The 16567-nt window shown below is 43.8% G+C and carries 9 protein-coding genes; 6 read left to right on the top strand and 3 right to left on the bottom strand.

Annotated features, from left to right (window positions below; translation table 11 throughout):
* Nucleotides 1–178 precede the first annotated feature (178 nt).
* A complete protein-coding gene (locus LZG71_RS25835) occupies nucleotides 179–745 on the top strand; it encodes a type 1 glutamine amidotransferase domain-containing protein (RefSeq protein ID WP_233825408.1) in 567 nt (188 codons plus the stop codon).
* A gap of 221 nt (nucleotides 746–966) precedes the next feature.
* Nucleotides 967–2469: an ATP-binding cassette domain-containing protein gene (locus tag LZG71_RS25830; RefSeq protein ID WP_233825406.1), complete on the top strand. Its 1503-nt coding sequence runs from the start codon at nucleotides 967–969 to the stop codon at nucleotides 2467–2469.
* 208 nt (nucleotides 2470–2677) lie between these two features.
* On the opposite strand, the gene tsaD is transcribed toward LZG71_RS25830, so the two are convergent.
* On the bottom strand, nucleotides 2678–3676 hold the full coding sequence (gene tsaD, locus LZG71_RS25825; protein ID WP_233825404.1) for a tRNA (adenosine(37)-N6)-threonylcarbamoyltransferase complex transferase subunit TsaD: 999 nt from the start codon (nucleotides 3674–3676) through the stop codon (nucleotides 2678–2680).
* Nucleotides 3677–3829: 153 nt separating this feature from the next.
* Here tsaD and LZG71_RS25820 point away from each other — a divergent pair, with 153 nt between their 5' ends.
* Nucleotides 3830–8404, top strand: a complete 4575-nt coding sequence (locus LZG71_RS25820; RefSeq protein WP_233825402.1) for a translocation/assembly module TamB — start codon at nucleotides 3830–3832, stop codon at nucleotides 8402–8404.
* Nucleotides 8405–8678: 274 nt separating this feature from the next.
* Here LZG71_RS25820 and LZG71_RS25815 read toward each other — a convergent pair whose 3' ends face one another.
* Nucleotides 8679–9212, bottom strand: a complete 534-nt coding sequence (locus LZG71_RS25815; protein WP_233825400.1) for a thioesterase family protein — start codon at nucleotides 9210–9212, stop codon at nucleotides 8679–8681.
* Nucleotides 9213–9296: 84 nt separating this feature from the next.
* Nucleotides 9297–9689: a hypothetical protein gene (locus LZG71_RS25810; protein ID WP_233825398.1), complete on the bottom strand. Its 393-nt coding sequence runs from the start codon at nucleotides 9687–9689 to the stop codon at nucleotides 9297–9299.
* Between the two features lie 260 nt (nucleotides 9690–9949).
* On the opposite strand from LZG71_RS25810, the gene LZG71_RS25805 reads away from it, so the two are divergent.
* The 3 genes from LZG71_RS25805 (at nucleotide 9950) to pafA (LZG71_RS25795) (ending at nucleotide 16314) form a co-directional block, all read left to right on the top strand.
* A complete protein-coding gene (locus LZG71_RS25805; protein ID WP_233825396.1) occupies nucleotides 9950–12760 on the top strand; it encodes a pitrilysin family protein in 2811 nt (936 codons plus the stop codon).
* Nucleotides 12761–12947: 187 nt separating this feature from the next.
* A complete protein-coding gene (gene pafA, locus LZG71_RS25800; protein ID WP_233825394.1) occupies nucleotides 12948–14615 on the top strand; it encodes an alkaline phosphatase PafA in 1668 nt (555 codons plus the stop codon).
* 43 nt (nucleotides 14616–14658) lie between these two features.
* Complete coding sequence (gene pafA, locus LZG71_RS25795; RefSeq protein WP_409013674.1) at nucleotides 14659–16314, top strand: alkaline phosphatase PafA; 1656 nt, start codon at nucleotides 14659–14661, stop codon at nucleotides 16312–16314.
* The last annotated feature ends 253 nt before the right edge of the window (nucleotides 16315–16567 follow it).

Here is a 16567-nt window from a genome sequence, read left to right as displayed (position 1 = left end):
GGAGTGCTCCGTTTTTTTATGTGTAGAAAGGTCATACTGACGCTTAAAACACAGTTGTGTACGCACTTCTACAAACTTTTCCATAATCGAAGTCATAAAGCTATATTTTCTAATTGGCATGATTATTGTACAATTTATTGTACAAATAATTATGCCTTACTAATTCAATCGCGATCCTATGGAACACTCATCGAATTCATTTAAAGTCGCCATTCTGGTTGCGGATGGATTTGAGCAGGTGGAAATGACCTGCCCCAGAAAAATACTAAATCAACACGGAGCCTGCGTTCACGTGATCTCTCCAAATAAAGATTTGGTGAAAGGCTGGAATCGGGTCGATTGGGGCCACGATCACCATGTGGATGTGCCTCTGAATATGGCACGGGCTGAATATTACGATGCATTGGTGTTGCCGGGCGGGGTAATGAGCGTGGATGCTTTAAGAGCCGAACCAAATGCCATCGCATTTGTCAGATCTTTTTTTAACGCTGGAAAAGCGGTGGCAGCGATTTGCCACGGACCTCAATTACTTATTGACGCCGACGTGGTAATAGGCCGCAAGCTTACCTCGTTCGCTACGATCAGAACAGACCTGGAAAATGCCGGTGCAATATGGCTCAATAAACAGGTGGTTGTGGACAACAGCCTTATTACAAGCAGAAATGCCGACGATCTGCCTTCATTTACAAGCCAGCTCATCAAGGAATTTAATTTGGTTGATAGACAAGTAAGCCAGTTGAGCTAAGTGTTCAGCTATAAGATATTTTCATTCAGGAGCCCATCAGATCCGGAATGAAAAAAAACCGGTCATAAAACACTACTCACGCAACAAAAATTGACCGGTATTCAAAAAGCACCTCCTAAAAGAGGTGCTTTTTTCTTTTCCGTACGGTTCAATCTTTCAATCTTTGCAATTATGAATTCGAAAACCAGTTCAGCTGGTTCATTACAATATTTACTTCCTGCATGAATTACGCCATATCACTCCAAAATGTATCCGTCCGCAAATATGACTCTGTTGTTTTATCAGACATTTCGCTAAACATTCAGGCAGGTGAAAACTGGGCAATAATTGGTCCTAATGGTTCCGGAAAAACAATTTTGCTGGATATTATTGCAGGGAAATGGCCGGTTTGGAAAGGCAGCGTACATTACAGCTGGGATGAGCCATTGCGTGAAACCGTCGAACTGGTGTCAAACGATTATTCTTTTAACAGAATTGTAAACGCCGGAGCAGAGTATTACCAGCAACGGTTCCATGCCTACGAAGCCGAGCGCGCTCCAACATTACGGGCAATTCTGACCAATCAGCTAAAACCCGTCGGCACTATTGATGACAAGTCGGTGAGCCTTGCGCCTTCCAAAGTAAGCGGGGAAAGTCTGGAACGAGTTACAGCGCTGCTTTCTCTAACTCATTTGCTCGATCACCCGTTTGTTACACTTTCCAATGGTGAAACGCGCAGAATGCTTCTGGCGAAATCATTGCTTAAAAATCCTCGTGTGCTTTTGCTCGACAATGCTTTTAGCGGATTGGATGTACATTCACGGGAAGTATTGCGGAATGCACTGAGCGAACTTTCTGCTTCCGGTGTCATCATCATTATGGCTACTCCGGCAACAGAAATCCCTTCATGCATCACACATGTAGCCGAATTGAGCGAAGGTCACCTGGTACGCACCTCTAAGTTAGATGCCTATAAAAATCAGGAAACGGCAACACAACAATTGCCTCAGCCTGATGATGCCAAACTGCTGCATTTTGGACAGCCTTCCTTTACAGATTTTGAGTTTGCACTAAATCTCAGAAACATCAATGTAAAATATGGTAATGAGCAAATCCTGAACAATGTAAACTGGAAGATCCGAAAAGGTGAAAAATGGGCACTGTCTGGCGCAAACGGTTCCGGTAAATCAACCTTATTAAGCATTCTTACCGCCGACAATCCACAACGTTTCGCCAATGACTTTGATTTATTCGATAAAAAACGAGGCGGAATTGGAGCTTCCATTTGGGATATCAAACAAAAAATCGGTCACGTTTCGCCGGAATTGCATTTGTACTTCCCACGAAACACAACGGTTTTCAAAACCATAGCATCCGGTTTTTTTGACGCAACGGGTGTGTTCTTCAAAAAACTTACAGACGTTCAGATTGAACGGGTACATGAAGTTGCAGAGCTCCTTCATGTGCATGAATTACTGGAAAAGGATTTCTCTCAGCTCTCAAAAGGGCAGCAAAGAATGGTCTTGTTGTCGCGGGCGCTGGTTAAAAACCCTCCGCTACTCATTCTGGACGAACCTTGCCAGGGACTGGACGCAGATGCCATTGAATATTTCAAATCCGTAGTGAATGCAATTTGTAAATCTGACGAACGAACGCTGATTTACGTATCGCATTACCCCCACGAAATTCCTTCCTGTGTGACACATTACCTGAAACTGGAAAAGGGGAATGTAGTTGCAGATTAATTCTGCTCTGTGGTAAAAAGTGTGATCAGTAGATACGTTATCAGGAAACGTAATTGACACAAAATCCCGGAGGCATGAAACATCGGTAGATAAAAAATTACCCGATAAATCGAAGTGCCGTAGGGAAGCAACATTGCTTCCCTACGGCACTAAAAACAATTCTGATACTTCTCTTTTATATCTCTTGCCTGAACGGTTTCAACTGAATCTAAAATTCCATTCTCGCTTCTGGACTAACAGTCTGATCACAAAAATCACTGTTCAGATATTTGTAGTGAGCGGCCATCGCAATCATTGCCGCATTGTCGGTGCAGTATTCAAATTCAGGAATATATACTTTCCAGCCCAATTTTTCGCCCAATTCCATAATCGAAGTACGCAATCCGGAATTGGCAGAAACACCACCGGCAATTGCAATCTCCTTTATCCCCGTTTCTTTGGCTGCTTTTTTTAGTTTTTTCAAAAGGATGTTCACGAGTGTGAACTGTATGCTTGCGCAAATATCTTTGAGATTTTCAGTGATAAAATTCGGATTCTCACGCACCTGTTTTTGCAGGAAATACATGAATGAAGTTTTAATCCCACTGAAAGAGAAATCCAGTCCGGGCATTTCAGGTAAAGGAAATGCATAAGCCATCGGGTTTCCTTCACGGGCATATTTGTCGATGAGCGGACCGCCGGGATAGGGCAAATCCAGAAGTTTTGCCGTTTTGTCAAAAGCCTCCCCTACTGCATCGTCCTTGGTTTCTCCAATAATTTGCATTTCAAGCGGTCCTGAAACCTTTACAATTTGCGTGTGTCCGCCACTAACCGTGAGGCAGAGAAATGGAAATTTAGGCCTTGGTTCTTCAATAAAATGCGCCAAAACATGCGCCTGCATGTGATTTACGTCGATCAATGGAATATTGAGCCCCATTGCCATGGACTTGGCAAACGAAGTTCCAACAAGCAACGCACCTAACAAACCAGGTCCTTTGGTAAAAGCAATGGCATCAAGGTCTTTTTTTGTTACTTTTGCATCAGTCAATGCCTTATCCACCACAGGCAGAATGTGTTGCTGGTGAGCACGCGAAGCAAGCTCAGGAACAACGCCTCCATACTGTGTGTGAATGAGCTGTGTGGCAACAACATTAGAGCAAATTTTTCCGTTAGTTATCACGGCTGCTGAGGTTTCGTCGCAAGACGATTCGATGGCAAGAATGTTCATACGTTTTAAAAATATTTGCAAAAATAGTCAATTACGCGTGATTAATTCCTGACAGGCATTTGGGCAACCTTTACATTCCGTGTTACAGAATTACTATAATGTTGAATGTCAATTAATAGATAGAAATACCCCGGCATGGTCCGGTAAAGATATATGTTACGATTCCTGAAGGTAGTCATCAACAGTTTTGTTGTAATCCTGATCTTTGCGCTTTTAGCGCTGGGGATTGCTACGATTGCTCTTCAGCTTCCTTCCGTACAGACCTTCGCCGTACAAACTGCCACAGAAAGAGTATCAAAAGCGCTTGGCTATCCCATTACCATTGAGCGTGTTAATATCAAATGGTTTGACGTCGTTTCGCTTGAAGGCATTTCGGTAAAGGACACCAGCCAGCTCCGGATGATCGACGTCGGTCGCATTGATGTCAATCTCAATGTGGGCAATATCATTGAAAATTCTTCCCGCGAAATCCATCTTGACGAAGTAAATGTCTATCAACCGGACGTTCATCTGCGCGTTATCCCTGAATCGGGCTACTTAAACATTGACGGATTTATTGAAAAAATAAATGAACTGACAGCTCCCAAAGTACGCCGTCCTCCCAACGCGCCGGAAAACAACACCCCATTTACAATAGGAAAATCACGTATCACGGACGGGAAATTCAGCTACGACGATCCCCGACAGGTAAAACGAAAGGGAGCGCGTGTATTCGACTACTCTCATTTCCAACTTACAAAGCTGAACGGTGAGCTAAAAGATTTTCTGGTACAGGGCGACACCATTTCCTTTCTGGGTAAAGACCTGAAAATGATAGACAAGCAAACAGGTCTGAATGTGAAAGGTCTGGACACACGTTTTCTATTCTGTCAGAAAAAAATGGAGTTGCATGAGCTGGACGCTCACATTGGAGATTCTCATTTGAAAGACCAGATATCCTTTCATTACAACCGTTCCGGCGAACTTGGGGATTTCAACCATAAGGTATATCTCAAAGGCCATTTGATAGGAAGCACAATCAGCTCCCGCGATCTCGGTTTGTTTTCTGAGTATGTAGACGCGCTTAACGAAACCTGGCAAGTTTCCGGGGATTTTAATGGTAAAGTCGATGATTTCATGTTGTCGAACTCAGATATTCACTTTGGTAAAAGCAGTCGCTTACTTGGTGATATTGGCTTCAAAGGGCTACCCCAAATCGAAGGCTGCGTAATGGACATCCGTTTGTCGCTCTCCAAAGTGATGCCGGAAGATATTGTTCAGTATTATCCGGAATGGGACAAACATGAAGCTCTTGAAAAATTTGGACTTACGCTGTTAGACGGGACTTTTAAAGGAACACTTGAAGATTTTGCGGTTGATGCAGATGTTTCCTCAGCGCTCGGGAAATTATCCGGCGATCTTGTTTTTCACATTGATGATGCGAAATCGACCACTTATTCAGGCAAAGTTACGGCCTCGGACTTTGAACTTGGTACTTTAATAAATGATTCTGACAACTGGCAAAAACTCGATTTTGACGGAAAAATATTCGGTAAGGGATTGGAACTTCAGTTCGCTTCCGGGAATATGGATGCGCTGGTAAGTCGTATTGGATTCAGAAATTACGACTACCGGAATATCAAGCTAAAAGGCAATATTCAAAATCAGTATTTTAATGGCCATGTAAGCACTCGGGACTCTAATCTGGTGGTGAACCTGGATGGTGAGTTTGATCTTTCCAAACCCAAAAATCATTTTGACGTTCAGGGAATCATAGAAAAAGCGAATTTGCAGGCGCTGGGCTTCATTAAGGATTCAATTACCGTGAGAACCGAACTGGACGTAAAGCTTGCCGGAAACACCATTGATGAGCTCATTGGAGATGCAAAACTGCTAAACACGTATTTGGTAACGACAAAAAACGAACGAAATCTGGTGATAGATACACTGGTTCTTTCTTCTACCCAATTGCAGGATCAGCGCACAATTCAACTGGAAAGTGAATTTTTAACTGCAAAACTAAAAGGTGACTTTCTGCCCACCGTTGCCTGGAAAGATCTCAGTAAGGTTTTGCAGGAATACAAGCTCTATTTCCTTGACAATGAAGCAAACAGGAAGGCTTATTATGCCAACAAGCCTATTCAGCTTGTAAGAAACAATTATGAAATAGATTACGAATTGGAAACGAGGAATCTGTCCCGTTTTCTGGCATTCATCAGTCCTGATATTTATGTATCCAGAGGTGCAAAAGCGGAAGGTTTTTTCAAAATGGACAATACCTCTTTTTTAACGCTGACGGCTTCTGCTGATACACTTAAATATGGTAATAATCAGTTTGTGAATTCGGTAGTGGATGTCACCACCTCCAAATTCGTGAACAGCGCGGAAGTACTCGCATCCGCACTAGTAACCTCTGCCCAACAAAAAATGAGTGCCCTCGTCCCGACCGAAAAACTGGAACTGGAAGGCACCTGGGATGTTGACCACATCGATTTCAATGGAGATATCAGGCAGGTAAGCAGTACCAACCGTGCCAATATGGGAGGCGAAATTCGGTTTTTGCCAGCTGGTCTGGATATCAGTTTTAAAAAGTCTCAGCTTAATCTGCTCGACGAACAATGGAACGTACCGTCGGAAAGTCTGATCTCCATTGTTGGTACGGATGTCAATTTTAGCAATCTGGGCCTTGTCAGCGGCAAGCAACGGCTTACTGTCAATGGAACGGTTTCTCAGGATCCGTCGAAGAGCCTTGTTCTGGATATCCGAAATTTCAAACTCAATACGCTTAACACCGTCTTGAATACCAAAATCGCAGGTATTATGGATGGTACCGCAAAAATTAAAAATGCATATAACAACATTGCACTGGATGCCAGCTTCAATGTCGAGAGTCTTGGATACGCTCAGTACGAGTTTGGGAATTTTGCAGGAACGGGAGACTGGGATACAGAAAGAAGTCAGCTTGAAATCGACGCGGAGCTCAGTAAAAACGCCACAAAAGTTTTCAGTCTGACAGGCTTATACCGGCCAAAGCTGGCTGCGAACACATTGGACCTGAAAGCCATTTTCAGCCAGGTTGATTTCAAGGCCATTGAACCATTTGCCGAAGGACTTATTTCCGACGTGAGCGGAAAAGCGCAGGGATCAGTTATGATTAAAGGTACTGTAAATGCACCGGTACTGGAAGGCTCGTTGGCGGTTGATAAAGGCCGCATGAAGTTTGACTATCTGCAATCGGTATTCACTTTCAGCGATATAATAACGTTTAGTGAAAGTGAAATCAGCGGAAATAATATACTGCTTACTGATCAGGATGGCAATACGGCGACGCTGAGAGGCGGTGTTTTTCATGAAGGATTTAAGTATTTCACCATGGGTTTCAATGCTGATCTCCGTAACTTTAAAATCCTGAATACAGTAGCCAAGGACAACGATACCTTTTACGGAACAGCGTATGTTACCGGCCCGGTGGCTGTGTATGGTCCTATTGATAACATGAATATTGAGGCCAACGTGACCAGTAACAAAGGCACCAAAATATACATCCCGCTTGATGGCGCCACCGAAGTTGCAACCCAGGACTACATTCAGTTTGTAAGCCAGCAGCCCAAGTTTGACAGCACTTTGCAATCTACACAAATTGCCAGAAAACAGGTTTCAGGAGGTATAAAGATGGATTTTAACTTTAACCTGACACCTGACGCAGCCTGCGAAATTATTTTCGACCGACAAACGGGTGATATCATCAGAGCCAACGGAAGCGGCAGGCTGAATCTTAATATTGATACGCAGGGTGACTTCACAATGACGGGTACCTACGAAATTGACAAGGGAGATTACAACTTCACGCTTCAAAACGTAATTAACAAGAAGTTTAACATCAAACCGGGAAGTCGCATTGTGTGGTCGGGTGATCCTTATGGCGCTATGCTGGATGTGAAAGCGGGTTATACACAACTGGTTTCCTTGCTTGGGGTACTTCCGAATACAACCAGCGACAACAAACAATTCGAGAACCTGAATCGCCGTTATCCGGTAGAAGTTACGATTGGCTTGTCGGACAGACTGATGTCCCCACAGATCAGATATGATCTTAAAATCTTGGAAAATCCGTCACTCAACAATGTAAGAGGACAGCTTGAAGCCTTTGAAAATAAACTCCGTTCCGACGAACAGGAACTAAGCCGGCAAGTAAGTAGCTTACTTGTGATCAATCAGTTGCAGCCGGAAAGTAGCCTTGCTTCTGCCAACAATAATATTCTTGGAAATAGCATCAGCGAACTCGTATCGAACCAGATCAGCCGGTGGGCATCTGGTATCAACGAGAATCTGGAAGTGGGTGTTTCCGGTCTTTCCCTTGACCAGAATGCACTGACCAATCTTCAATTACGGTTTTCCTATCGTTTCCTGAATGATCGCTTCCGCGTAACCCGCGATGGCCGGATCAGTAATGGCACAGCCGGCACAGCAGCCCAATACGATGCTGCAAGTTTGTTGGGCGAGTGGACGTTGGAATATTGGCTCAATCCGAAAGGTTCGGTTAGGATGAAGGCTTATAACCGTAACATTCAAAATCCGTTCACTCTAAGCAATACCGTGACAACAGGTGGATTCAGTATGCAGTTTACGCATAGCTTCAACCGATTTATACCCATGCCCAAACCGGCATTAAAAATCCCTTACGTCCCTATTGACTCTACCATGAGGGATTCTCTGGATAAGAAATTTCTGTCGAAAAAGGGGGGATGATTGATCTGTTTTCATGAGCAATGATGTAGTCAATCAGGAGGTTCCATACGGAGCCAAGGGGACTAGTGATGGACTACTTTTCTATAAACAGGAAGCCCGTATCGGGCCTTAATCGAACCATCCATCGGCAAAGCCACAGAGTGGCTACCTTTTTATAGAAATGTGGAAATTTCATTCAAAAGAAAGCTCCGTAGGTGTTTCCCCGACTAAATCTCAATTGTCCAATTCGGCAACAACAAACCCACAAAGACACAACAGCAAACAGCTGAAATACCTAATTCCCTGCCTGATTCGCCGCCAACAACTCCTGTTTGATCGTATGAATCCGGCTACTGAATTCCAGACTTGGGAAATCAAGGTTGGGTACGCAAGTGGCGCCAAGGTAATCCATCACTTCTTTCGGATGCGGGGTTCTTTTTCCGTTGGTGATACTGATGTGTTTCGAAGTTGTCCAAAGCAGTGTTTTCAGCTCCGTACGCAGGTCGTTGGTCATGAAATATTCGGTCACCATGGTGTCCTCATTGTAATAAATGACACGTGAAGTTATGCGCACCCATTCGCTGATTAAGGCCGGTCGCACATATCCGATCTGGTGCTGATATACCACCCAACTGGTACGCAATTCCCTGAACATGGCTTCGAAACTGAACCCGTAAAGTTTAGAAACCTGATCCTCCCGGGCATTGAAGAAGTATTCAAAATATTTTGAGTTGTTCAGGTGCATCAAAGGATCGCAATCCTGAAACCTTATGATCACCCTGGACTCCGCCTCAACGGGCATATCAGACAAATCAGCAGTAAAAAGCATATTGAAAAAGTGTTTTGCTATCGAATTTCAGTTATGTATTGTCTACTAAACCGGATGACAGCTGTTTAAAATCGCAGCAAACCCCTACTCTCCCCGGTACCTGACGGCAATCCCATTCAGCAAATACCCTTCCTTATCTACCGAAGTGTAGTATTTATACTTTACGTTGATGATGGCATCTGCTCCGATTTTTTGAGCTTTAAGGACCAGTCGTGCAGTAAGAAGCTCCTTGGTTTTAGCATCATTCCCTCTGAACATCATACGATTGTCTTTGGTCTGATTTGCTGTAAGCGTATCCTCATCCGTGATCTCGATCAGCCCGATTTCGGTATAAGGTCTTTCCAGAATTTCGCCCTCACGAAGCACTTCGATAGGATATTTTGTATTGGTTGAAATAGGAATTCCGCCAGAGCAGCCGATCAGGATACTGAATGATAGGAAAAGCAGGCCCTGGACAATTTTTTGATTTTTGATCATGATGTTTTTCAAAATGAATTCACTGGTTACCAAACGGAAAACTTACGGTTTCAATTCCTCGTCCGGAGAACAAAGATAATACGGTTCGTATCCATTATACCACAAGAGTGATCATGCCTGTTGCAAACATTGTTGAATAAGCCTGTATTCCTTCGTTTTAAGTACCTTTCTTTGCCGTTTATCATGAAATCATTGTTTCATGAAATGCACTTATTTACTTTCAAGTCCTATTTTGAGTATCTAAACTAAATTCATTTGGAATGATCATCAAATCTAAAAAAGTAAAATCAAGTGGAATAAAGGCTATTGCCGGTTTCATTATCACAGCTTTTCTGACGGTTCCCGTTACTGCGCAGGAACTTCCGAAAGGGATGAAAAAAGTTACGTCTGTGGAAGGAATCACAGAGTACACCATGGAAAACGGACTTAAAGTCCTGATGTTCCCGGACCCTTCCAAGCCAACCATCACCGTCAACATTACTTATCTTGTAGGTTCACGCCACGAAGGATATGGCGAAACCGGGATGGCACATTTGCTGGAACACATGGTGTTTAAAGGCACGCCAAAACATCCGAACATACCTCAGGAACTGACCGCTCACGGAGCACGCCCGAACGGCACAACCTGGTACGACCGTACTAACTACTACGAAACATTTTCTGCATCGGAAGACAACCTGAAATGGGCGCTTGACATGGAGGCCGACAGGATGATCAATTCATTTATCGCTAAAAAGGATCTTGACAGCGAGTTCAGCGTGGTACGTAATGAATTTGAATCAGGGGAAAACAGTCCTTTCCGTGTATTGATGGAGCGTGTGTTGTCAGGATCATTTTTGTGGCACAACTACGGAAAATCAACTATTGGAAACCGGTCAGACATTGAACGCGTTCCGATTGAAAACTTACAGGCATTTTACAAAAAATATTATCAGCCGGATAATGCAGTATTAACTGTTGCAGGTAAAATTGATGAACCAAAAACGCTGGCATTGATCAATGAATATTTTGGCAAGATTGAAAAACCTGCACGTGTTCTTCCAAAATCATACACGGTAGAACCTACGCAGGACGGCGAAAGATTTGTGGAGCTAAAAAGAACTGGCGATATACAAATGATCATGGCGGCTTACCACGTCATGCCTGGTTCTCATAAGGATTATCCTGCTCTGGAAGTACTGACAGAAGTTCTTACTTCGGAGCCAAACGGAAAACTTTACAAGAACATGGTCAATACCAAAAAAGCTTCTTCACAATTTGGATTTAGTTTTCAGCTGTTTGACCCAGGAATGGTACTGTTTGGTGCTGAGGTGCTGAAAGAAAAATCATTGGACGAAGCACGCCATGCATTTACTGCAACCCTTGATTCTGCTGCAACAACCAAACCTTCGGCTGAGGAAGTTGAACGTGCAAAAACAACTTTATTGAAAAACTGGGATCTTGAATTCCGTAATTCAGAACGTATTGGTTTGAGTATCAGCGAAGCCATTGCAACCGGCGATTGGAGACTTGCCTTCCTTTCCCGCGACAACATTCGCAAAGTAACTGCTGACGATGTTTTTAAAGTAGCACAACACTATTTCAAACCTTCAAATCGTACTTTGGGAACATTTGTACCAGAGGCAAATCCCGTCCGTGCCGAAATACCGGAAGCACCTAATGTTGAAGAGCTTGTTAAAAACTACAAAGGCGAAGCTGTTGTAGCCGAAGGTGAAGCATTTGATCCGGCTCCGGCTAATATCGAATCAAGAACAGTTCGTACTGAAAAAGCTGGCACGATTGAAACGGCGCTTTTGACCAAGAAAACACGTGGAAACGTGGTTGCGGCTAAAATCACGCTACGTTATGGCGATGAAAAAAGCCTGACAAACAAAGCAACCATTTCTGACCTGACCGGCTCGATGCTTGATAAAGGGACCAAAACCAAAACGCGCCAACAGCTTAAAGACGAGTTCGACAGACTTAAAGCAAGGGTTAGTTTCTTTGGTGCCGGAAACCAGGCAGGCGCTAACATTGAAACGACAAGAGACAATATGCCGGCTGTAATAAAGCTGGTGGCCGAAGTATTAAAAACCCCTTCGTTTGACGAAAATGAATTCGAAAAATTGAAGCAGGAAGAACTGGCCGGCATTGAATCGCAGCGCAGCGAACCACAAGCGATTGCTTTCACCCAATATCGTCGCATTACAAGTCCATATCCAAAAGGAGATGTCCGTTATGTTGGTACATTCGACGAGGATGTTGCAAGCCTGAAAGAAACTACGCTGGATCAACTGAAACAATTCCACAAAGACTTTTACGGAGCAAATAATGCATCTGCAACTGTGGTTGGGGACTTTGATCAGGCTGCGGTACAGAAAGTGTTGAACACGGAATTTGGAACATGGAAAAGTGCGAAAGCGTTTAGCCGCATCGCTTCCCCATATCAGGCAGTGAAAGCAGAGAACAAAGCTATTGAAACACCAGACAAGGCAAATGCAATGTTTGTAGCTGGTATGAACATGCCGTTGCAGGATAGCGACCCGGATTATCCGGCGTTGGTTCTTGGCAACTATATGCTTGGCGGAGGCTTTCTGAATTCACGCCTTGCTACGCGTATCCGTCAGAAAGAAGGATTGAGCTATGGTGTCGGTTCACAGGTTTCAGCAAGTTCACTGGATAAAAACGGATCTTTCATGTCGTATGCCATTTACGCTCCGCAAAATGCAGAGAAACTGGAAGCGGCATTTAAAGAAGAAATAGACAAAGTGCTGAAAGAAGGCTTCACTGCCGAAGAAATTGCAGCTGCTAAGTCGGGGTATTTACAGTCACGTCAGGTTGCACGTGCACAGGATGCTTCTCTGGCCAATACACTCACGAACAATCTGTACCTGAACAGAACGATGCAGTGGGATGCTGATTTCGAAAAAAATCTCGAAGCATTGACTCCGGAAAAAATTAAAGCTGCAATGCAAAAGCACATCGATTACTCGAAGCTGAGTATCATAAAAGCGGGAGATTTTGCAAAAGGCAAAGCAGGTGCTGCAACTGAAAAAGCACCTGGTGCTTTGGGCGGAACAGAGAAAAAATAAGTTTTCAAGAAAATCAAAAAACCGGACTGCGAAATGGCAGTCCGGTTTTTTGCATTCAGAATGGTATATAATGAGATATTTACCGTATTCAATCCGGGAGAATATTAAAATAAAATTAAAAACCTGCCTCTGCTCAATACACTGGCAGGCTTCCCTTATATTTAACGTTTATTACTTTTCACAAAATATGAAACGAATATCCGGATTTCTACTTCATCTCCTAATCGCATTCGCAGCAGTTACTACCTCCGCAACGGGTCAAACTGTGGTTAAAGCTAAAAATACCACACTGGCCCGACCGAAACTGGTTGTGGGTATAGTGGTGGACCAAATGCGCTATGACTACCTGTACCGATACTACGACAAATACAAGGAAGGTGGGTTAAAAAGACTCATGAATGAAGGCTTTAACTGCCGGAACAATCACTATCACTACGCACTGACAGTAACTGCGGCGGGTCATTCCGCGGTTTACACAGGAGCTTTACCAGCAGTGAACGGTATTGTAGGAAACGACTGGTACGACAAATCAAAAGCATCAAACGTATACTGCACCGAAGATAAGACGGTTGCAACAGTTGGTAGTTCTAACGTAACAGTTGGCAAGATGTCTCCGCGTAACCTCCTTACAACCACTGTGACAGATCAGCTTCGGATTGCTACCAATTTCAGATCTAAAACCATCGGTGTTGCCATTAAAGACAGGGCGTCTATTCTGCCCGCAGGACATGCAGCAAATGGAGCCTATTGGTTCGACTCCAAAACCGGAAACTTTGTTACCAGTACCTATTATGGCAACGAACTTCCTCAGTGGGTACAGGATTACAATAATAAAAAAATGCCTTCCGAATACCTTCGCCGTGGTTGGAACACCTTGTTACCGATTGAACAATATACCCAAAGCTCGCCGGATGATGTGCCTTGGGAAGGAACTCTGTCAGGAGCTGCAAAACCGATTTTCCCTCATGAACTTATCGGAACAGCAGGAGATGCTTTTGGCGTAATTACCACATCTCCATGGGGAAATACAATGACTAAAGAAATGGCCATTGCAGCCATTAAAGGAGAAAACATGGGCAAAGGTAAGGATACTGATTTTCTTGCCGTAAGCTTTTCAACTCCGGACCGGATCGGTCATGCTTTTGGTCCAAATTCTGTGGAACAGGAAGACAACTACCTCAAATTGGACATGGAATTTGCTGACCTGTTTAACTTTCTTGACTCCTGGACTGGCAAGGGAAATTATACCGTATTTCTCACTGCTGATCATGGCGCAATGGATGTGCCGGCTTTTTGGCAGGAACACAAGCTTCCGGCAGGATTGATGAACCCCACTACCCTCACCCGGACCATCGTAAAGTCACTTAATGACGCTTTTGGAGAAGGAGAGTACGTTCAGGCTTTTGAAAATTATCAGTTGTACCTGAACAACGCCCTGCTGAAAGAGAAAAAAGTTTCGATTGAGGATGTCTACAAAGTTTTAAGAGAGACCTTAATTCCTGTTCAGGGTATAGCCGATGTGATCAACTTAACAGACATTGGCAGAGCGCCGCTCAACACCTATCAGCTGGAACTTTACAAAAATAATATCAACGCGAAACGGAGCGGTGACATACAGGTAATTGTTCAGCCAGGCTGGTTTGCATCGTCATACGGAACCGGAACTGACCACGGAACGCCTTATAATTATGATACCCACGTACCATTTCTTCTTTATGGCTGGGGCGTGAATAAAGGTGAGACTTTACGCAGAACTACCATTGCCGACATAGCTCCGACTATTTCAGCGCTGCTTCATATTTTACCTCCAAGTGGAAATGTGGGTAACCCGGTTGAAGAAGCTTTAAAAAAGTAAATCCTTCGCCAAGATTTTTTATGTTAAACCAAATTCCTGAACTGTGAAAAAACTAACCCTTTTCGTTGCATCCATGTTTTTAATTTGTAGTGGATATGCACAAACAACAAAAAAAGCCATTACCAAACCAACTACCCTCGCACGCCCCAAGCTGGTGGTTGGTATAGTAGTGGATCAAATGCGTTACGATTACCTCTACCGATATTATGACCAATATGTGGAAGGTGGCTTTAAGCGCATGATGAACGAAGGTTTCAATTGCAGAAATAATCATTACAGCTATGCCATCACAGTTACAGCAGCCGGCCATGCCTCGGTTTACACCGGTTCCATACCTGCTATTAATGGTATAGTAGGTAATGAGTGGCACGATAAAGTTGCAGACAGAGGCGTATATTGTGTTGAAGACAGCACCGTTGCAACCGTAGGAAGTAACAATAAAAGTGTCGGGAAAATGTCGCCCCGCAACCTGCTTGTGAGCACCGTTACCGATCAGTTACGAATTGCTACTAATTTCCGTAACAAGACGATTGGTATATCAATAAAGGACAGAGGCTCTATTTTACCTGCTGGTCACACTGCAAACGGAGCGTACTGGTTCGATTCCAAAACAGGGAACTGGGTATCGAGCACGTATTATATGAACGACCTACCGCAATGGGCAAAAGATTATAATGCAAAAAAAATGCCGTCGGAATATTTGAAAAAAGGATGGCAATTACTGCTACCGGCCGATCAGTACATCCAAAGCTCTCCTGACGACTCTCCATGGGAAGGCAAACTACCGGGAGCTCAAAAGCCCGTATTCCCATATGAACTTGCAGGCCTGGCCGGAGATGCCTTTGGCGTAGTAACCAACACGCCCTGGGGAAACACCATTACCAAAGAAATGGCGATAGAAGCTGTAAAAGGAGAGAATCTGGGCAAAGGAAAAGATACTGATTTCCTGGCCATCAGTTTTTCTACGCCTGATAAGATCGGACACAGTGTAGGGCCAAATTCTGTTGAACAGCAAGATGATTTCCTTCGTCTGGACCGTGAATTTGCAGACCTTTTCAACTTCCTTGACGGATGGGTGGGGAAAGGAGAATATACCGTTTTCCTCACGGCTGACCATGGTGTGGTAGATGTGCCCGGCTTTGCTCAGGAACACAAGCTGCCTGCCGGTTTAATTCAGAGAAAGCTGGTAACCGCTGCTGTAAAAAATTCTTTGACAGAGGCTTTTGGTGAGGGAGAATATGTTATTGCTACTGATAACAATCAGCTTTACTTTGATCACGTGTTGTTGAGAAAAAAGAAAATCACAATAGCCGATGTTGCATCTGTATTGAAACAAGAGCTGATCAAGGTTCCAGGTATTGCCGATATACTTGACCTTACCGATATGGGTAAAGCACCACTGAATACCTACCAGCTCGAATTGTTTAAGAACAACATACATGCTAAACGAAGCGGTGAAATTCAGATCATTTCACAACCGGGCTGGTTTTATGGAAGTACCACCGGCACATCCCATGGCACTCCTTACAACTACGATACCCAGGTTCCTTTCGTAATGTTTGGATGGGGTATTAATAAAGGCGAAACACTGAAAAGGACTTCGGTGTCCGACATTGCACCAACCATTGCTTCACTACTGCATATTTTACCTACAAGCGGTAACATCGGCACGCCGGTTCAGGAGGCTTTGAAAAAGTAATTGGTTTTGAGTTGACAGTAATTAGCTCAAAGTTTACAATTCGACCGTTACTTGTTTAGAAATAAGTCAGACGCTCCTGGAAGCAGTGGCGCAGATGAAAAAGGGAGTTGGGAATTTAAAATCCCAACTCCCTTTTTTCTTAGACATGTCCCGTCCTGAAATAGCGATACACAAATTGTACAGCTATGCAAGAGAATCCTGAAACCAAGTATGTTAAACGAACGCAGAAGGACTATTCGATGTCTTTTAAATT

This window comes from Dyadobacter sp. CY312 (genome assembly GCF_021390535.1).
Lineage (GTDB): Bacteria > Bacteroidota > Bacteroidia > Cytophagales > Spirosomataceae > Dyadobacter.
Note: the sequence above shows the minus strand (reverse complement) of the source record. Positions and strands in the feature narration are given on the sequence as shown.

Excerpts from the sequence above, each read along its gene's own strand:
- LZG71_RS25835 (WP_233825408.1), top strand. The coding sequence starts at position 179 with ATGGAACACTCATCGAATTCATTTAAAGTCGCCATTCTGGTTGCGGAT.
- tsaD (WP_233825404.1), bottom strand. The coding sequence starts at position 3,676 with ATGAACATTCTTGCCATCGAATCGTCTTGCGACGAAACCTCAGCAGCC.
- LZG71_RS25830 (WP_233825406.1), top strand. The coding sequence starts at position 967 with ATGAATTACGCCATATCACTCCAAAATGTATCCGTCCGCAAATATGAC.
- LZG71_RS25820 (WP_233825402.1), top strand. The coding sequence starts at position 3,830 with ATGTTACGATTCCTGAAGGTAGTCATCAACAGTTTTGTTGTAATCCTG.
- LZG71_RS25815 (WP_233825400.1), bottom strand. The coding sequence starts at position 9,212 with ATGCTTTTTACTGCTGATTTGTCTGATATGCCCGTTGAGGCGGAGTCC.
- pafA (WP_233825394.1), top strand. The coding sequence starts at position 12,948 with ATGAAACGAATATCCGGATTTCTACTTCATCTCCTAATCGCATTCGCA.
- LZG71_RS25810 (WP_233825398.1), bottom strand. The coding sequence starts at position 9,689 with ATGATCAAAAATCAAAAAATTGTCCAGGGCCTGCTTTTCCTATCATTC.
- LZG71_RS25805 (WP_233825396.1), top strand. The coding sequence starts at position 9,950 with ATGATCATCAAATCTAAAAAAGTAAAATCAAGTGGAATAAAGGCTATT.